This window comes from Neisseria sp. P0001.S005 (assembly GCF_051963715.1).
Genome location: NZ_JBQCTZ010000058.1, coordinates 1 through 18,806, shown reverse-complemented (window position 1 = coordinate 18,806; position 18,806 = coordinate 1). Strand labels below are relative to the sequence as shown.

General features: G+C 51.5%; 18 protein-coding genes and 1 tRNA gene. 12 read left to right on the top strand and 7 right to left on the bottom strand.

Annotated elements, in window-relative coordinates; all coding sequences use genetic code 11:
• Window positions 1–9: 9 nt before the first annotated feature.
• The 4 genes from ACTHSP_RS09255 (at window position 10) to ACTHSP_RS09240 (ending at window position 4,516) form a co-directional block, all read left to right on the top strand.
• Window positions 10–1,482: a S41 family peptidase gene (locus ACTHSP_RS09255; RefSeq protein WP_314511836.1), complete on the top strand. Its 1,473-nt coding sequence runs from the start codon at window positions 10–12 to the stop codon at window positions 1,480–1,482.
• Window positions 1,483–1,571: 89 nt separating this feature from the next.
• Window positions 1,572–2,108, top strand: coding sequence for a hypothetical protein (locus ACTHSP_RS09250; protein WP_314511838.1), 537 nt, complete (start codon window positions 1,572–1,574; stop codon window positions 2,106–2,108).
• Between the two features lie 73 nt (window positions 2,109–2,181).
• Window positions 2,182–3,558, top strand: coding sequence for a DNA repair protein RadA (gene radA / locus ACTHSP_RS09245; RefSeq protein WP_049322871.1), 1,377 nt, complete (start codon window positions 2,182–2,184; stop codon window positions 3,556–3,558).
• A gap of 151 nt (window positions 3,559–3,709) precedes the next feature.
• A complete protein-coding gene (locus ACTHSP_RS09240) occupies window positions 3,710–4,516 on the top strand; it encodes a DUF4198 domain-containing protein (protein WP_107723022.1) in 807 nt (268 codons plus the stop codon).
• Window positions 4,517–4,571: 55 nt separating this feature from the next.
• On the opposite strand, the gene ACTHSP_RS09235 is transcribed toward ACTHSP_RS09240, so the two are convergent.
• Both ACTHSP_RS09235 and ACTHSP_RS09230 read right to left on the bottom strand, forming a co-directional pair.
• Window positions 4,572–5,132, bottom strand: a complete 561-nt coding sequence (locus tag ACTHSP_RS09235) for a pseudouridine synthase (RefSeq protein ID WP_107723021.1) — start codon at window positions 5,130–5,132, stop codon at window positions 4,572–4,574.
• A gap of 80 nt (window positions 5,133–5,212) precedes the next feature.
• Window positions 5,213–5,305, bottom strand: a tRNA-Ser gene (locus ACTHSP_RS09230).
• A 198-nt stretch (window positions 5,306–5,503) separates the two neighbouring features.
• Between ACTHSP_RS09230 and ACTHSP_RS09225 the strand changes: the two genes are divergently transcribed.
• The 8 genes from ACTHSP_RS09225 to ACTHSP_RS09190 all read left to right on the top strand — a co-directional run bounded on the left by ACTHSP_RS09225 (window position 5,504) and on the right by ACTHSP_RS09190 (window position 15,353).
• Window positions 5,504–6,016 carry a hypothetical protein gene (locus tag ACTHSP_RS09225; protein WP_440346005.1) on the top strand — a complete coding sequence of 171 codons (513 nt, stop codon included), beginning with the start codon at window positions 5,504–5,506 and terminating at the stop codon, window positions 6,014–6,016.
• Between the two features lie 52 nt (window positions 6,017–6,068).
• Window positions 6,069–6,686, top strand: a complete 618-nt coding sequence (locus ACTHSP_RS09220; RefSeq protein WP_440346004.1) for a 4'-phosphopantetheinyl transferase family protein — start codon at window positions 6,069–6,071, stop codon at window positions 6,684–6,686.
• A gap of 93 nt (window positions 6,687–6,779) precedes the next feature.
• Window positions 6,780–9,098, top strand: coding sequence for an MMPL family transporter (locus ACTHSP_RS09215; protein ID WP_440346003.1), 2,319 nt, complete (start codon window positions 6,780–6,782; stop codon window positions 9,096–9,098).
• 135 nt (window positions 9,099–9,233) lie between these two features.
• Window positions 9,234–10,472, top strand: a complete 1,239-nt coding sequence (locus ACTHSP_RS09210; RefSeq protein ID WP_107810620.1) for an NAD(P)/FAD-dependent oxidoreductase — start codon at window positions 9,234–9,236, stop codon at window positions 10,470–10,472.
• A gap of 108 nt (window positions 10,473–10,580) precedes the next feature.
• Window positions 10,581–11,099 (top strand): hypothetical protein, encoded by a 519-nt coding sequence (locus ACTHSP_RS09205; protein ID WP_063068851.1) that lies wholly within the window; start codon window positions 10,581–10,583, stop codon window positions 11,097–11,099.
• Between the two features lie 3 nt (window positions 11,100–11,102).
• Complete coding sequence (locus tag ACTHSP_RS09200; RefSeq protein WP_314512004.1) at window positions 11,103–12,305, top strand: beta-ketoacyl-ACP synthase; 1,203 nt, start codon at window positions 11,103–11,105, stop codon at window positions 12,303–12,305.
• Window positions 12,306–12,478: 173 nt separating this feature from the next.
• On the top strand, window positions 12,479–14,701 hold the full coding sequence (locus ACTHSP_RS09195) for an NADP-dependent isocitrate dehydrogenase (RefSeq protein WP_440346002.1): 2,223 nt from the start codon (window positions 12,479–12,481) through the stop codon (window positions 14,699–14,701).
• Between the two features lie 58 nt (window positions 14,702–14,759).
• Window positions 14,760–15,353: a LolA family protein gene (locus ACTHSP_RS09190; RefSeq protein WP_004520070.1), complete on the top strand. Its 594-nt coding sequence runs from the start codon at window positions 14,760–14,762 to the stop codon at window positions 15,351–15,353.
• A gap of 55 nt (window positions 15,354–15,408) precedes the next feature.
• Here the strand turns inward: ACTHSP_RS09190 and ylqF are convergent, their stop codons facing one another.
• From ylqF to ACTHSP_RS09165, 5 genes are all read right to left on the bottom strand, one after another.
• On the bottom strand, window positions 15,409–16,350 hold the full coding sequence (gene ylqF / locus ACTHSP_RS09185; protein ID WP_049322861.1) for a ribosome biogenesis GTPase YlqF: 942 nt from the start codon (window positions 16,348–16,350) through the stop codon (window positions 15,409–15,411).
• Window positions 16,351–16,443: 93 nt separating this feature from the next.
• Window positions 16,444–16,680 (bottom strand): lipoprotein, encoded by a 237-nt coding sequence (locus tag ACTHSP_RS09180; RefSeq protein WP_003684875.1) that lies wholly within the window; start codon window positions 16,678–16,680, stop codon window positions 16,444–16,446.
• A gap of 34 nt (window positions 16,681–16,714) precedes the next feature.
• Window positions 16,715–17,569, bottom strand: coding sequence for an RNase adapter RapZ (gene rapZ / locus ACTHSP_RS09175; RefSeq protein WP_004520067.1), 855 nt, complete (start codon window positions 17,567–17,569; stop codon window positions 16,715–16,717).
• A complete protein-coding gene (gene hprK / locus ACTHSP_RS09170; RefSeq protein WP_004520066.1) occupies window positions 17,550–18,512 on the bottom strand; it encodes an HPr(Ser) kinase/phosphatase in 963 nt (320 codons plus the stop codon). The genes rapZ and hprK overlap by 20 nt, the downstream gene beginning before the upstream one ends.
• A gap of 3 nt (window positions 18,513–18,515) precedes the next feature.
• On the bottom strand, window positions 18,516–18,806 hold a 291-nt coding region (locus tag ACTHSP_RS09165), incomplete at its 5' end, for a PTS sugar transporter subunit IIA (RefSeq protein ID WP_440346001.1).

Genomic DNA, 18,806 nt, shown 5'->3' with positions numbered 1-18,806 from the left:
GTCAAACGAATGTCAACAAAATCCACTTTGAAAAAAGTTGCAATCTACACTCTCGGCGCGTTTAGCGGCATCGCCCTTAGTCTGAGTGTACAAAGTTTTGCCGCCGAAAAAGACAAAAAAGACAACGAAGCCCTGCCCGTGCAAACCATCCGCACCATGGCAGAAGTGTACGGTCAAATCAAAGCCAACTATTACCAAGACAAACCCGATGCCGAGCTCTTTGAAGGCGCAATGAAAGGCATGGTGTCCGATCTCGATCCGCATTCCGAGTATATGGACAAAAAAGGCTATGCCGAAATGAAAGAATCTACCAGCGGCGAATTTGGCGGCCTGGGCATGGAAATCGGACAAGAAGACGGCTTCGTCAAAGTCGTTGCCCCGATTGAAGACACTCCGGCAGAACGCGCCGGCGTGAAAAGCGGCGACTTCATCGTCAAAATCGACAATACCTCTACGCGCGGCCTGACCGTCAGCGAAGCCGTCAAAAAAATGCGCGGCAAACCGGGTACCAAAATCACCCTGACCCTTTCACGCAAAAATGCCGACAAACCCATCGTCGTCAACCTGACCCGCGCCATCATCAAAGTCAAAAGCGTGCGCCATCACCTGCTTGAAAAAGACTACGGCTACATCCGCGTTTCCCAATTCCAAGAGCGCACCGTTGCCGCGCTCAACGAAGCCGCACAAGCCCTGGTCAAAGAAAACAAAGGCCCGCTCAAAGGCATCATCCTCGACTTGCGCGACGACCCGGGCGGCCTGCTCAACGGTGCAGTCGGCGTATCCGCAGCCTTCCTGCAACCTGACGTAACCATTGTCAGCACCAAAGGCCGCAACAAAAAAGAAGGCATGGTACTCAAAGCAACTGCCGAAGACTACATCACCACTAGCGGCAAAGACCCGTTGGCCGGATTGCCTGCCGAGCTGAAAACCATTCCTATGACCGTCCTGATTAACGCAGGCTCAGCCTCCGCTTCCGAAATCGTTGCCGGTGCATTGCAAGACCACAAACGCGCCGTCGTCGTCGGCACACAAAGTTTCGGCAAAGGCTCAGTACAGACCCTGATTCCGCTTTCCGGCGGCAGCGCAGTCAAACTGACCACTGCCCTTTACTACACGCCAAACGACCGCTCGATTCAAGCACAAGGCATTGTTCCTGACGTTGAAGTCAAAGATAAAGACCGCGCCTTTGAAAGCCGCGAAGCCGATTTGGTCGGCCATATCGGCAATCCATTGGGCGGCCAAGACGTCAACAGTAGCACTGAAACACCTGCCAACTCAGAAACCAAAGCCGATAAAGACAAGTCCAAAAAAGACAAAGACGAAGACATCTCCAGCCGCCGCATTCCAAATCCGGCCAAAGACGATCAGCTCCGCAAAGCCTTGGACTTGGTGAAAAATCCAGCCGAATGGCAAAAATCTTTGGGTTTGGCAGCGAAAAAACCTGCTCCGAAAAAAGATGCGGATAAAGACAGCAAAAAATAAACCCATCTTTATCCGATAAAAGGCCGTCTGAAAACTTTCCATTTTCAGACGGCCTATAAACACCTCCCTACTCCAAGGTAAGAACAAACATGAACATTTCCAGACTCATCCTCCCCGCCCTGACCAGCCTATTCCTCCTAAACTCCCCAGTATCATCGGCAGCCAAACCCAAACAAGCCTCTGAGATGTACATTGCCAACAAAATCACCAGTGAAAACCTACACGGCTTCTGGGGAAATGCAGTCGAAAACGAAGAAGGCGCTCTTATCAACACAACCATCTTTAACCCCGACAACACTGGCACAGACATCGCCATAATGAGTTTCAAAGCCACCAACAAAATCTTCACCATCAGACAGGACTTTAATTGGACATTTGACGAGAAAAAACAAGAAATCCACCAAACCGTAACTGACTATAAAACCTCCATCAACGGCAAAGAAGAACAAAACCAACAAAAAATAGGTGAAAAAAGTACCATAAAAGCCAGAATCCTCATCATCAAAGGCCTGCCCGGTATGTTGGAATTGACTGACAAAGCCAGTGGCAACCAAACCAGCTACTTTAAACAAGATCCGGATAAAATACTCAACCATCTTGAAAACAGCAAAAAAACACACCCATAATCTCAAGGCCGTCTGAAAACCTCCCTCACTTTTCAGACGGCCTTCCCACTAAATACTGCGGAAACAAAACACCATGGCAAAAGCCCCCAAAACCATCTACCAATGTTCCGAATGCGGTGGTACTTCCCCGAAATGGCAGGGTAAATGCCCGCATTGCGGCGAGTGGAACACACTTCAGGAAAGCCTTGCCGCGCCCGAGCCGAAAAACGCCCGCTTCCAATCTTGGGCGGCAGACACCTCGACCGTCCAATCCCTCTCTGCCGTTACCGCGACCGAAGTGCCGCGTAATCCGACCGGCATGGGCGAGCTTGACCGCGTATTGGGCGGCGGTTTGGTCGATGGCGCGGTTATCCTGCTCGGCGGTGACCCCGGCATTGGTAAATCCACATTACTGTTGCAAACCATCGCCAAAATGGCGCAAAGCCGTAAAGTGTTGTACGTTTCCGGCGAGGAATCTGCCCAACAGGTCGCCCTGCGCGCACAACGTTTGGAACTGCCCACCGAAGGCGTAAACCTGCTTGCCGAAATCCGCATGGAAGCGATTCAGACGGCCTTAAAACAGCATCAGCCCGAAGTCGTTGTCATCGACTCCATCCAAACCATGTATTCCGACCAAATCACGTCCGCCCCCGGCTCCGTGTCGCAGGTGCGCGAATGTGCCGCCCAGCTGACGCGCATGGCGAAACAGATGGGCATCGCCATGATACTGGTCGGACACGTTACCAAAGACGGCGCGATTGCCGGCCCGCGCGTGCTGGAACACATGGTCGATACCGTGCTGTATTTCGAGGGCGACCAGCATTCCAACTACCGCATGATACGCGCCATCAAAAACCGCTTCGGCGCGGCAAACGAATTGGGCGTATTCGCCATGACCGAAAACGGTTTGAAAGGCGTGTCCAACCCGTCCGCCATCTTCCTTGCCAGCTACCGCGACGACACACCCGGCTCGTGCGTTTTGGTCACGCAGGAAGGCAGCCGCCCGCTTCTGGTCGAAATTCAGGCATTGGTCGATGACGCGCACGGCTTTACCCCCAAACGCCTCACCGTCGGCCTCGAACAAAACCGCCTCGCCATGCTGCTCGCCGTCCTCAACCGTCACGGCGGCATCGCCTGCTTCGACCAAGATGTGTTCCTCAACGCCGTCGGCGGTGTCAAAATCGGCGAACCCGCCGCCGACCTTGCCGTCATCCTCGCCATGCTCTCCAGCTTCCGCAACCGACCCATGCCTGAAAAAACCGTGGTTTTCGGCGAAATCGGCTTAAGCGGCGAAGTCCGCCCCGTCGCACGCGGACAAGAGCGGCTCAAAGAAGCGGAAAAACTCGGCTTCAAACGCGCCATCGTCCCCAAAGCCAATATGCCGCGCAATGCCAAAGAGTTTCCGAACCTGAAAATCTACGGCGTCAGCAGTTTGCAGGAAGCGATTGATGTTTGTCGTGACGGGGACTAAACCGTTTCGATAATCCGATTCAAAAAACAATCAGCTAAAAGGCCGTCTGAAAGTTTTCAGACGGCCTCTCTTTAAATTTAAATAATTTTGTTATATTATAACGAACGACTTTATTCTATCTTTTCTACACATCGAAAATCGGAGAGGAATCATGAAAAAAACCGCTTTGCTTATCGCATCTGCCTTCCTGTTCAGCACTGCCGCACACGCCCACCGCGTTTGGGTTGAAACCGCCCACACACATGGCGGCGAATACCTTGAAGCCGAATTGGGCTATGGCGAATTCCCGGAGCTTGAGCCCATCGCCAAAGACCGCCTGCACATTTTCAGCAAACCCATGCAACTGGTGACAGAAAAAGGCAAAGAAAACATGATTCAAAAAGGCACATACAATTACCAATACCGCAGCAAACTGCCGGTCAAAGACGGCAGCTACTTGGTAACCGCCGAATACCAACCGACTTTCTGGTCAAAAAACAGCGCGGGCTGGAAGCAGGCAAGCATCAAAGAAATGCCTGATGCAAGCTATTGCGAACAAACCCGTATGTTCGGTAAAAACATCGTCAATGTCGGCCATGAAAGCGCAGATACCGCCATCATTACCAAACAAGTCGGCCAACATCTGGAAATCGTACCTTTGGACAACCCTGCCAACGTCCACGTCGGCGAACGCTTCAAAGTCCGTGTCCTCTTTAATGGCGAGCCGCTGCCTAACGCCACCGTTACCGCCACATTTGACGGCTTCGACACCAGCGACCGCAGCAAAACCCATAAAACCGAAGCCCAAGCCTTCTCCGATACCACCGATGACAAAGGCGAAGTCAGCATCATTCCATTGCGCCAAGGTTTCTGGAAAGCCAGCGTAGAACACAAATCCGATTTCCCCGATCAAAGCGTGTGCCAAAAACAGGCGAACTACACTACTTTGACTTTCCAAATCGGTCATTCACATCATTGATTTTTCCATAACGAAAGGCCGTCTGAATATTTCAGACGGCCTTTATTCATCCTATTTAAGGACGATGCGGCGCAAACTGCCATTGTCCCAATTCCAAATTCAAATCAAACAGATTCAGACGGCCTATTGCCACGCGAACCAAGCGTAAACACGGAAAACCTGCTTTCGCCGTCATCCTTCGCACTTGGCGGTTTTTCCCTTCCGAAATTTTGATCTCCACCCAAAAATCAGGTACAGACTTACGCACACGAATCGGCGGCACGCGCTGCCATAAAACATCCGCTTCGCCTTCTTCCAATACCCTGACCTCGGCCGGACGGGTGACAAAATCGCCCAAATCTACGCCACGGCGCAACAAATCCAATTTGGCTTCATCAGGAGAACCCTCCACCTGCGCCCAATAAGTTTTGACCTGCTTGAATTTCGGGTCGGCAATCTGCGCCTGCAAACGGCCATTATTGGTCAGCAACAGCAAACCCTCGCTGTCCGTATCCAAACGTCCGGCCGGATAAAATCCCGGTTTTTCGACAAAATCCTTAAGGCACTGATGTTTTTCATGTGCAGAAAACTGGCAAATCACGCCATAAGGCTTGTTTAGGATAATCAAATCGTTCATTTCACACTTTCAGACGGCCTTAGATTCCAAGCAATCTCGGATAATAAAAAAGACACCGTATAAACGGTGTCTTTCATATTTGGCGGAGTAAGAGGGATTCGAACCCTCGATGCAGGTTGACCCCACATGCTTCCTTAGCAGGGAAGTGCCTTCAGCCTCTCAGCCATTACTCCTAAGGAAGACCGCAATATACGCTTTCTGCCCTCCTTCGTCAAGCATTACCGCCTCAAACTTTCTTAACGCCATGAAATCATTTAAATAAAAATATAATATTTTTTGCACCATTCTGTTTTTATACTTCTTTCATATATGTTAAAATGATTCTGCTTTCTGTAAACTTTTTCTACGCCCATTATTACAAAGGAGTTCGTATGTTACGTTTTTCTGCTTTGGTTGCCGTATCCGCCCTGATGCTTGCCGCTTGCTCACAATCCGGCAATTCCCAACCATCCACTTCCTCCTCTCAAACTTCTACTCCAAAAACAACTGCCTCCGGTTCTGCCTGCCACAGCATGGGTGAAGGCCATAAAGTCAATGGCAAAGGTCAAAACGACATTTATATGTGTAAAGTCGATGTAGCTTTGAACTCTGCCGAAGCCAAATCCGCTTTGGATCCTAGCATCCGCGTTCACTACGGCAGCACATCCGGCGCAACTTTGACTTCCCGTCAAATCTCCAACTCAGTCGGCAAAACCCCTGATGAAACCTGCCAACGCGCATTCCTGAGCGCGGTTAAACGCTTCCAAAGCACTGCACATCGCAAAAAAGCCAAATCCGTTCACCTGGTTAGCTACTTTGACAAAGTAACCAAAGGCGGTAACGAGTACGAATGCCACATCGCTACATTCAACAGCCGTGTGGTTTTGAAAGGCAGCTTCCACTAAGCAATGTCAAAAATGCCGGACTTCAACATGAAGTTTGGCATTTTTCTATTTTATGGATACGACAACCCTTCACTGCCTGCTGGCCGATCCGTCTTTTGCCGCCTGCTACGACCATGCCTCTCTAAACGCAGCTGATTCACAACGTTTGGCTGCCACGCCGCAACTGGCGCAGCGTCAAGACTGGCAAGTCAGCCGCGCATTAAAACAGCAAACCGATTTACCGGCTGTATCGCTGAGCCACAGTCAAGGCTTTGCCGCTTTATTGTGTACGCCTCAGCCCTTAACAGCCGGAGTCGATATCGAATTTATCCGCCCTCGTGATTTCAAAGCGCTGTCGGCTTTGGTCTGCACACAGGAAGAACAAGACTTTTTGGAAACAACAAACTGGCCGTCTGAAACGTTTTACCGATTGTGGTGTTTCAAGGAAGCATTGATTAAAGCGGCGAATTTGGATTTTCCATCGGATATGAAATCGGTCGGCTATGTTTTCGATTCAGGACAACCCGTTGGTTTACGCGCTGGAAAGCAAACCGATTGGCGCGGTACAAGCGCGATTTTGGCGGATACGATGGCACTTGCCTGCGTTTGGCAGGGAAAAGCCGTCGCCCTGCAATGGAGGTTTTTCGGTTCGCTCAAATCCAATGATTTAACCGACCGGCAAACCATCTAACAACTGACAAACTAATAATAATCTGATTTAATTTACTGCACTTTTACTGATTCCACACACCAACAGCAGCATTTGCAAAAGGCCGTCTAAACGATGAATCTTCGCCTCCTAAACCGCCTCTATACTGCCCTTATCCTGTTTCTTACCCTGTTTTTGGTTTATGCCTTTGCTTCACAAGCGCGCATCCAAACCGATTTGACCGCGTTGTTGCCAAGCGAGCAGCAACCCGATGCCTTACTGACAGCCGCGGATAAAGCCGCAGAAGCGCAACTCAATTCGCAAGTTATTTTGCTTGCAGGCAGTACCGATGCCGAAACCGCTTTTCAGACGGCCTCACAAATTGCCGACGCATGGCGCAAAAGCGGCGTATTTGAACAAGTCGACAGCAGCATGACGCCGAATTTGGACAAAGTGCGGGCGGATATGCAAAAGCTGAGCTTGGCAGTTTTGCCGCAAGACGAAATACGCCTGCTGTTTGAGCAGCCGCAAGCCTATTTTCAAGCGCGTGCAGAAGCTGCGGCCAATCCGTTTGCAGCCCCCTCCCCTTTGTCTTTAGAACAAGACTGGCTGGGCTTCGGACGCTTTGTTGCCGACAAAGCCAATCCGCAAAGCCGTTTACAGTGGGACATGGACAACGGCATGCTGTTTGCCGAAGACAAAGGCAAAACTTGGGTATTTTTACGCGGACGGCTCGCCGGCGGCGATCAATTTTCCGGCAACGATGCCCTCTTACCGCTGATGGCGCAAAGCCGTCAAATCGCTTCGGAAAACGGCGCGGAAACCTTAAGCGCAGGTGGCGCATTGTTTGCCGCCGTATCCAAAGCAGCTGCAGAAAAAGAAAGTCGGCTGATGAGCATGGTCGGACTTGGGCTGACCTTTGCGCTGCTATTGTGGGTCTTCCGCAGCGGCCGGGTATTTTTGCTGTCCTTGCCGCTGGCAGCCGGTATGTTGACCGGATTGGCGGTCGCTTTATTGGTATTCAACGAAGTGCATATCCTGACCATCGTCATCGGCACCAGCTTGGTGGGTATGTTGGTGGATTTCCCGTTGCACTGGCTTGCTCCGTCGGTATTCGGGCCGTCTGAAAAGACCGTTTGGCAGGCTGAATCGGCAATGAAACATGTCTTACCGAGCTTTGCCGTCAGCCTGACGATTACCGTCTTGGGCTACGCGCTGCTGTGGTTCACCCCTTTGCCTGTATTGCGCCAAACCGCGGTATTTTCAGGATTCGCTTTATTTGGTGCGTTTGGTGCCACCGTTTTATGGCTGCCACCGCTGTTTCGCCGCTATCGAGCCAAAACCGTGCCTTTTGCCGCATTAACTGAAAAGCTCTATTCCTTGTCAGGCCGTCTGAAAAACCGCCTGCACAAACGCGGCTGGTTAATCGTGGGCGGAATTTTGCTGGCAGTCGGACTGTGGCGCAGCGACTGGCGTGACGACATCCGTCAATGGGTCAATATGCCGACCGCGATGTTGACCGAAGTACAACAAATCGGCCAGTTGAGCGGCACGGATTTTGGCGGCAAATATTTGGTGGCTGAAGCACAAAGCGAAGATGCCTTGTTGAAAAAAACCGCCGAACTCGGCCGCGCCCTGCAGCCCTTAATCGCGCAAGGCAAACTGTCCGGCATCCAATCGCCCGACCAATTCATCCTGCCGACAACGGAGCAGCAAAAACTGCAAAACCGCCTACGCGAATTGACCAAATTGCCTGATAGCTGGAAACCGCTTACCGAAATCGGTATTCCGCGCAAAACCGTGCGCGATGCCCTGCTGCAAGCTGCCGATACGCAACCATTGTCGCTTTCAGACGGCCTGAATACCGATTTGGCAGAGGCTTGGCGTTCCTTGTATTTGGGCGAAGTGGAACCAGGCCGTTTTGCTGCCGTCGTGCGTTTGAACGGCATGACCGATGAAGCCGCCGTACGCGCCGTGGCGCAACACGTCTCCGGCGTACATTGGGCAGACAAACGCGCCCACTTAAACGAGCTTTTCCACCACACGCGCAATCAGGCTGCATGGTTGAAACTGGCTTCCTATGCGTTGGCATGGCTGCTCTTGTGGAAAATGTTTGGCTTCAAACGCGGCAGTAAAATCCTTGCCGTGCCGCTGGCCGCCGCCATCTGCACCGTTGCCGTACTCGGTTTGGCAGGCATTCCCGTCAGCCTGTTTGCCATGTTCGGCCTGCTTTTAGTGTCCGCCATCGGCGTGGACTATGCCGTCTATGCCGCCACCGCACACCACAGCGCCCCGGCAAAATTAGGCGGCATGCTGCTTGCCGCCGCGACGACTGCCATTTCCTTTGCCCTGCTCGCCATCAGCAGCACGCCCGCCGTTGCCGCGTTCGGCATGACGGTTACCATCGGCGTGGCATTCAATATTTGGCTGGCAGGCACATTGTTGAAAAATTAGACACAAGATGAAGACGATTGAAATTGAAGCGATATTTTGTTTCGACTTCTATCGTCACGTTGTAAGAGGCCGTCTGAAAAACTTCAGACGCTAGTTTAAACATTTTTTTATCATTAAAATCAAAGGTATTTTCAAATGTCCGTAGAATTTGACGTTGCCGTTATCGGCGCAGGTCCTTCAGGTTCGGTTGCTTCTGCTTTGCTGAACAAACAAGGCTTTAAAGTTTGCGTATTGGAAAAACAACATTTCCCGCGCTTTGTCATCGGCGAAAGCCTGTTGCCGCATTGCATGGAAATGTTGGAAGAAGCCGGTTTTGCCGATGCAGTGCATGCCGAACCCAGCTTTCAATTTAAAGACGGTGCTGCGTTTTCATGGGGCAGCCGTTACACAGATTTCAACTTTACTGAAAAATTTTCAGACGGCCCCGGTACTATTTATCAAGTGCGCCGCGGCATCTTCGACAAAATCCTGATTGATGAAGCGGCAAAACAAGGCGTCGATGTCCACTTCGGACATGGCGTAACCGCGTTTTACAACAGCGGCGATGTGGCACGTTTGAGTGTTGAGACCGATACAGGCGAAAACTATGAACTGACCGCCAAATTCGTTTTGGATGCCAGCGGTTACGGCCGCGTCCTGCCCCGCCTTTTGGACTTGGAAAGCCCGTCCGAGCTGCCTCCGCGCCAAGCCCACTTCACGCATATCGACGACAACATCACCAGCCCGAAATTCGACCGCAACAAAATCCTGATCAACACGCATCCTGAACATCGCGATGTCTGGATTTGGCTGATTCCTTTCGGCGACAACCGCTGCTCCATCGGTGTTGTCGGCACGCCCGACAAACTGGCCGGCGAATCAGAAGCCGTGTTGAAAAAATTTGTGTACGAATGCCCGATGCTGGCGGAAATTTTAGATAAAGCCGTTTGGGAAAACGACTTTCCGTTCCGCTCTATCCAAGGCTATTCCGCCAACGTGAAAACCTTATACGGCAAACATTTTGCCCTTTTGGGCAACGCCGCCGAATTCCTCGACCCAGTCTTCTCCTCCGGAGTAACCATTGCCCTGCACTCTGCCAAACTGGCTGCCGATTTACTGGGCAAACAGCTCAAAGGCGAAGCTGCCGATTGGCAAACCGAATTTGCCGACCAACTGATGATCGGCGTGAACGCATTCCGCACTTATGTAAACGGTTGGTACGATTTCCGCTTCCAAAATGCCATCTACGCGCCTAACCGCAGCCCTGAAATCAGCCGTATGATTTCATCTATTCTGGCAGGCTACGCTTGGGACACGAACAATCCATTCGTGGAAAAATCCGAGCAACGCTTGTCCACACTTGCCGCATTGGTGGGCGATTTGAAGGTAGAATGAAGGTAGAATAAGGATGAATGTCTTTCAGACGGCCTAGACTGAAAACAGAACAGGCCGTCTGAAACTTCATCCACACCATTAAATATTTTGACCGATAGATAAAACCTTATGCGATTTATCCCTTTGCTTGCCGCACTGCTGCTCTCCGCATGTGCGACCTCGCTCCCCCATCCGCAAACGCTGCCGCCGCTTTCCAAAGAAGGCCAATGGTTCAAACTTGAGCAGACCAATGCGGCGGGGCAAACCGTTCAAACCAATCTCTTGGCAGTCGAGCCTCATTCAGACGGCATCCGCTTTGTCCAAACCGATGCACTGGGTGCGCCGGTATCGCGTCAATCGGTCAGCACCAAAGGCTGGAAAAATGACGGCTTTGTGATGCCCAATGCCAGTTCGCGCCGATTGTTTGCCGCCTTGTTGCCGCTTTTGGCCGCCGAACAAGCCGCCACGCTTTACCCTGAAGCACGCCAACAAAATGCCTCCCATCAAGGCTTCTGCCCTGACGGCAAAGGCGCGGTGTTCAGCTACCGCGAGCGTGATTTGTGGTGTGTCGCCCACCATTCCGAACAATTCCTTATCGGCTTCCCCGACCAAACTTTCTGGACGGTCAGCCCGATTGCAGAAGACTAATTCATGAATACTCCTGTTTATCTCAGCCGTCCGGCACTGACCAGCGCATTGGGCAGCGGCTTGCAAGTTCATGCCGATGCCTTACTCACGCCGTCTGAAAACACGCCCCTGACTTTTTCAGACCAATGGGTAAAAGGTAAAACACATGCTTTCGGTGCAGTCAAAGAAACCCTGATTCCCCTGCCTGACAACATCCCCGAAGCGCATCGTAGCCGCAACAACCAGCTTATCCTGCACGCGCTTTCGCAAATAGACGGACTGATTCAGACGGCCATTGCCCGTTACGGCAAAGAAAGGGTCGCTGTCGTTACCGGTACGTCCACCAGTGGCGCAGACGAAAATATCCCCTTGTTCCAACACGTTGTCCAAGGCGGTGAATGGACTGATGTTCCATTCAAACAGCTGCAACACACCATGGCTTCTCCCTCCGAATTTATCGCCCAAGTTTACGGCTTGGACGGCTTGCGCTATACCGTCTCCACCGCCTGCACTTCCGGCGCACGCGCCCTCATCAGCGCAGCCCGGCTGCTTCGTGCCGGATTGTGTGATGCCGTGATTTGCGGCGGCGCGGATACGCTTTCGCCGCTGACGATTAATGGTTTTGCCTCTTTGGAAGTGCTTTCAGACGGCATCGCCAAGCCTTTTTCTGCCAACCGCAACGGCATCAATATCGGCGAAGCGGCCGCATTTTTCGTAATGACGCGCGATGCAGATTTTGACGGCGAAATGCAGTTGCTGGGCTACGGCGCAAGCAGCGATGCCTACCATATGTCTTCGCCCCGCCCTGATGGTTTGGGTGCAGCCCAATCTTTTCAGGCCGCTTTGGATAAAGCCGGTTTGAAAGCAGAAGACATCGGCTGGATCAATCTGCACGGCACCGGCACGCAACACAACGACAGCATGGAAAGCCGAGCCGTTGCCGAAGTGTTTGGTTGCCATACCCTTTGCACCTCCACCAAGCCGTCCACCGGTCATACCTTAGGCGCAGCCGGTGCGATCGAAGCCGCATTTGCTTGGTTGATGGCCAACCGCCAATACAATCCGGAAGGCAAACTGCCGCCGCAACAATGGGACAACGTACCCGATTCCGAGCTGCCCAACATCGCTTTGACCGACGAAAACAGCCGCTGGCCGTCTGAAAAACGCATTGCTGCCAGCTCGTCATTTGCCTTCGGCGGCAGCAATGCCGTTTTGATTATCGGATAAGTCCTTATATTTAGGCTGTCTTTTCAGACGGCCTTTTTCTTTTCCGCAACTTAAAAAACAATAACATCAAAACAACAACCAAATCCGCCGAAATATGCCATAATTAGGCTTAGCACGTTTCTTCTCGCGATGTGCCCGAAAAGAAAAACTTAACCTACATAGAGAATAATCCCATGACTAAATCCACCATTATCTATACCTACACCGACGAAGCTCCTGCATTGGCCACTCAATCCCTGTTGCCAATCGTGCAGGCGTTTACCCGCCACGCCGATATTGATGTCAAAACCAGCGACATCTCTCTCTCCGGCCGTATTTTGGCGGCGTTTCCCGAATACCTGACCGAAGCGCAACGCGTACCTGATGCGCTTGCCGAATTGGGCGAACTGGTGAAACAACCCGATGCAAACGTAATCAAACTGCCAAACATCAGCGCATCCGTACCTCAACTGACTGCCGCGATTAAAGAATTGCAGTCTAAAGGCTTTGCCGTTCCCGACTATCCTGCCGACCCTCAAACCGATGAAGAAAAAGCCGTACGCGAACGCTACGACCGCATCAAAGGCAGCGCGGTAAACCCTGTCCTGCGTGAAGGCAACTCCGACCGTCGCGCGCCTAAGGCAGTGAAAAACTTTGCGAAAAAACATCCGCACAGCATGGGCGCATGGACCAAAGACTCCAAAACCCACGTTGCCACCATGCAAAGCGGCGACTTTTTCCATAACGAACAATCCGTTACCGTACCTGAAGCGACTTCCGTATCCATCGTGTTCACCGACAAACAAGGCAACAAAAAAGAGCTGCGCGAGCCTGTTGCCCTGAAAGTCGGCGAAATCATCGACGCGACCGTAATGAGCAAAAAAGCCCTGCTCGCCTTCCTTGCCGAACAAGTGAAAGATGCAAAAGCTAAAGGCGTATTGTTCTCGCTGCACATGAAAGCCACCATGATGAAAGTGTCCGACCCGATTATCTTCGGACACGCCGTCAAAGTATTCTTCGCGCCTGTATTTGAAAAATTCGGCGACAAACTGGCTGCCGCAGGCGTCAATGTCAACAACGGCTTCGGCAACCTGCTTGCCAATCTGGACAAACTGGATGCGGACACCCGCGCAGCCGTTGAAGCTGAAATCGCTGCCGTTTACGCCGCCAACCCTGATTTGGCCATGGTTGATTCCGACAAAGGCATCACCAACCTGCACGTTCCTAGCGATGTCATCGTCGATGCTTCTATGCCTGCGATGATTCGTAATTCCGGCCGTATGTGGGATAAAGACGGCAAAGCGCAAGACACCAAAGCCGTCATTCCGGACAGCAGCTATGCCGGCGTTTACCAAGCAACCATCGACTTCTGCCGCGAACACGGCGCGTTTGACCCGACAACCATGGGTACCGTTCCTAACGTCGGCCTGATGGCGCAAGCGGCCGAAGAATACGGTTCACACAACAAAACTTTTGAAATCGAAGCCGACGGCCAAGTTCAAGTCATTGATGCAGCAGGTAATGTCCTGATGCAACACGATGTTGAGGCAGGCGACATCTGGCGTATGTGCCAAACCAAAGACGCTCCGGTTAAAGACTGGGTACAACTCGCCGTCAACCGCGCCCGTCTGAGCAATACACCAGCCGTGTTCTGGCTCGACGAAAACCGTCCGCACGACAAGAGCCTGCTCGCTAAGGTTAAAGCTTACCTTGCCGAACTGGATACAAACGGCCTCGACATCCGCGTCCTCGCTCCTGAAGAAGCCGCTAAATTCAGCTTAGGCCGTCTGAAAAACAGCGAAGACACCATCTCCGTAACCGGTAACGTCCTGCGCGACTACCTGACCGACTTGTTCCCAATTTTGGAACTGGGTACCAGCGCGAAAATGCTGTCTATCGTTCCATTGATGAATGGCGGCGGTATGTTTGAAACCGGCGCGGGCGGTTCTGCACCGAAACATGTTCAACAATTCCTCGAAGAAAACCACTTGCGTTGGGACTCTTTGGGCGAATTCCTCGCGCTCGCCGTATCGTTTGAACATCTGGCGCAAAAAACCGGCAATACCAAAGCCCAAGTCCTCGCCGACACTTTGGATGCAGCCACCGAAAAACTGCTGTTGAACGACAAATCGCCTAAACGCAAAGCCGGCGAACTCGACAACCGCGGCAGCCATTTCTACCTCACCCTCTACTGGGCGCAAGAATTGGCGGCGCAAGACAAAGATGCCGAACTGAAAGCCGCATTTGCTCCATTGGCAGCTGCTTTGACTGCCGACGAAGCCAAAATCGTTGAAGAACTCTCTGCCGTACAAGGCAAAGCGGTCGACATCGGCGGCTACTACGCAGCCAATCCTGAAAAAGCCGCACAAGCGATGCGTCCAAGCGCAACCTTTAATCAGGCCTTGTCAGCCTTATAATTAAAGCAATAAAAGGCCGTCTGAACTTTCAGACGGCCTCAAACCTTATGGAAGCACAATGAAAAAAACCATTCTTTCTCTTACTCTCCTCATCAGCGCTCCGGCTTTGTGGGCATTTTCCCCTGCCGAATTGGCACAAACCCTGCAAAAACCGCAAAACGTGCAAGGCAATTTTGTCCAACAACGCCAGCTCAAATCCCTCAGCAAACCCATGACCACCAGCGGCAGCTTTACCCTTGTCCCACAAAAAGGCCTGCTCTGGAAAATGCAAAAACCATTTGAAACCACCCTGCGCGTTCGTTCAGACGGCATCATGCAATGGAACGGCAGCCAATGGGTCAACCCAAACGCCAGCAAGCTCAACGGCCAAAGCCGCCAAATCAAACTCTTCCTCGACCTTTTGGGCGGCAATACCCAAGGTTTGGAAAAACAATTTGATTTGAAATTAAACGGCAACGAGAAAAAATGGACGTTGACCCTGACTCCGAAAACCGCCATTACCCGCCAAATCTTCAACCGTATCGAAATCAACGGCGATACGCTGGTACGAAAAATCGAATTGGACGAAAAACAAGGCGACAAAACCATCATGCAGTTCAACCAAATCCAAACCGATAAAGCTCTGGACAGCTTCAGCCGTACCGCCCTCTAAATTGTCTATTCCAACAAAAGGCCGTCTGAAAATACATTTCAGACGGCCTTTTATATTAATCGGCTGAAGGCTGCTGCCCTTTTCTTTCCGCCTTTCTGGCTTCACGAATGGCTTTAAGTTCGGCCTCTTTCTGTCTGGCTTTTTTCAGCCAAGTTTCCCATTGGTTTGGCGTTTCCAGCGTGATTCTACCGATTTTGCCTTCGCGGAAATCAGTCAGGATATTTTCAGCGGCCTTTTGGTAGTTGACCCGTCCGCCGCTCAAAACCGCACCGCGTTTCTTGGCAATCCACTCCAGCCAAGAAGTATCGTCCCAATGGCTGCTTGGATCTTTGTCGGCTTGATAGCGCTCTTGCAACAGGGCCAGATAATGGCGGCGGAGGTAATCCAAAAGCTCAAGCGCCACTTCTTCTTCGTCCAGAGCGTTACGCCCGACTGCTCCGCCGGCTGCAAGGTTGTAGCCCCCTTCTTCGACGATAATTTTTGGCCACAACATACCGGGGGTATCGTAAAGCCAGAAATCGTCGGCAAGGAAAAGGCGTTGTTCGGCTTTGGTAATACCGGGTTCGTTACCGGTTTTGGCAGATTTTTTGCCGATCATGCCGTTAATCAAGGTGGATTTGCCGACGTTGGGAATGCCGCAAATCAGGACACGTAGCGGCTTCTCGATACCTTGGCGATGCGGAATCATGGCGCGGCAGGCTTGGGTAATTTTGCCATGAGCGCCGGTTTCGGAAGAATCAAGCGCAATGGCGCGGGTATCTTGGCGGCTGTTGTAGTGCTCAAGCCAAACTTTGGTACGCTCGGGATCGGCAAGATCTTGCTTATTTAAGATTTTCAGTTTAGGCTTGCCTTTGGACAACTGGGCAAGCAATGGGTTTTCGCTGGAAGCAGGCATACGCGCGTCCAACATTTCAATCACCATATCAACGCTTTTAATGCGTTCGGCAATAGCTTTTTTTGCCTTGTTCATGTGGCCGGGAAACCATTGGATAGCCATGTCTTTTTATTCTTTCTATTCGTATCTAAGGCCGTCTGAAAAATCATTGTTTTTCAGACGGCCTCGGTATTGGGATAATCGGTCAATCAGGATTTAGAGGTTGCCATGTTCGTAGCTGTAATAACCTGCCTCATCCATACATTGCTCAAACGTCTTGGATGTATTGCCACGTTTGGTTCCATTTTGAACTTGTGATTTGCAGGTATTGATTTGGCGAGAAACTTCAGCTTCGCTCGCGCCGGTACGATGCCAACGGTAAGCAGTGACAGGTTCGGTTGCACAGGCGGTTAAGATAAGCAGGGATAATGCGGTCAGACTGATTTTTTTCATGGTTTCTTCCTTTGAGGCCGTCTGAAACGGCAAGTTAGCGTCCTGCCAAGCTTTGAGCCTGACGGTGGCGGACAAGGAGTTCGTAACGGCCTTTGAGGCGTTCGGCCAGTTTTTCCACAACATAAACGGAGCGGTGCTGCCCGCCGGTACAACCAATGGCAATCGTTACATAACTGCGGCTCTCTTGTTGCAGGCGCGGCAGCCAGCGGCTAATAAAATGGTCGATGTCATCAACCATTTCTTGAGCCAACGGCTGCTGACCCAAATAATCTTGAATAGGCTTATCCATGCCGGTAAAGGGGCGTAATTCCGGATCGTAATACGGATTGGGTAGGCTGCGCATATCAAACATAAAGTCGGCATTGTTGGGGACGCCGTATTTGAAACCAAAGGATTCAAGAATGACCAGCAAACCGACACGTTCAATATTGAGCCATTGTTGCACAGCATAACGCAGCTGCTGTGCGTTCATTTTGGACGTATCGATGCAATATGCGATGTCTCTAAGCGGGAAGAGCCATTCGCGTTCTTTTTGCAGGCTTTCCAACAAAGTCAGATTATGGCCGGACAAAGGGTGTCCGCGGCGGGTTTCTGAGAAGCGGCGAACCAACACACCCTCTTCCGCTTCAATAAAGAGGACTTCGACTTGATGCCCTTCATGACGCAAATATTGGATTTGCTCTTGCGCTTCCTGAATATTGATACCGGAACGGATATCAACGCTGACACCAAGCTGGGTTTCTTCGCCGCGTTCAATATGGTACAACACCAGCGAAGGCAACATTTCCAAAGGCAGATTATCAACGCAATAAAAGCCTGAATCTTCGAGTTGTTTGAGGGCTACGGATTTTCCTGAGCCGGATAAGCCGCTAATCAGGACGATTTTCATGGTTTTGTTCGTTTTCTTTGAGTTGTGTTTGATGGCGTTCGAGGAATTCTTTGGTGCTGTCTTTACCGCGCAATTGAAGGATGTAATTGCGCACTGCAGCTTCAACCAATACTGCTAAGTTTCGACCGATTGCAACAGGCAGGGTAACGGAACGGATGCTGACGTTGAGGATAGACTCTGTTTCGGTACGGATGCTCAATCGATCGAGTTGTTTCATGTATCCGTCGTCGGCCGGAACCAAATTAATAATCAGCTGGAGGATTTTTTTCGGACGGATGGAGGTTTCGCCAAAAATATGGCGGATATTGAGTATGCCCAAGCCGCGTACTTCGAGGAAATCACGCAGCATAGGCGGGCAACGGCCTTCCAGCATTTCTGGACCGGTACGGAAAAGTTCGACTGCATCATCGGCAATCAGGCTGTGGCCGCGCGAAATCAGCTCCAATGCCAATTCGCTCTTACCCAAGCCGGATTGTCCAGTAATGAGTACGCCCACTTCAAATACATCCAAAAATACGCCATGCTTGATGGTGGAAGTTGCCAATGTCCGTTGCAGATAAATCCGCAAAACGTCCATCAGGTGCGGGCTTTCCTGTTTGGAAGTCAGCAAGGGGATACTGTTGGTATGGCAATAATCGCGTAATTTGGGCGAAACCGGCAAACCGTTGGCGACGATGACCAAAGACATGGGAATGTCGAAAAGCTCGCCGAAATCATAGTTGAGTTCGCCCGATTCCAGACGGCGTAAATATTCGGCTTCGGCTACGCCGACAACTTGAATTTGGTTGGGATGGATAAAGTTTAAATGGCCGACCAAGGCCAAGACGGGTTTATCGGCTTCGACACCGATACGGTTGTCCGCGCCGGAATTGCCGGCAGCCCAAGCAAGTTCGAGTTTGTGCTGATTGTCGGAAAACAGGCGGCGGACAGATATGCTGGGCATGAATTACTCTTCGGTCAGGAGTGTGCGTACTTCTTCGGCAGAAGTCGCGGCCATCAATGCTTCACGGATGGCTTTTTGAGAGAATCTGCCGGCCAGTTTGGACAAGACTTCCAAATGTTCGCCGGTAGCGTTTTCAGGCACAAGCAGGATAAAAATCAGGGAAACGGGTTTGCCGTCGGGCGCATCAAAGGCGACCGGCTCTTTGGTACGGATAAACGCACCGGTGGCTTTTTTCACGCATGCGTGACGGCCGTGAGGAATCGCCACCCCCTGCCCCAAACCGGTCGAACCAAG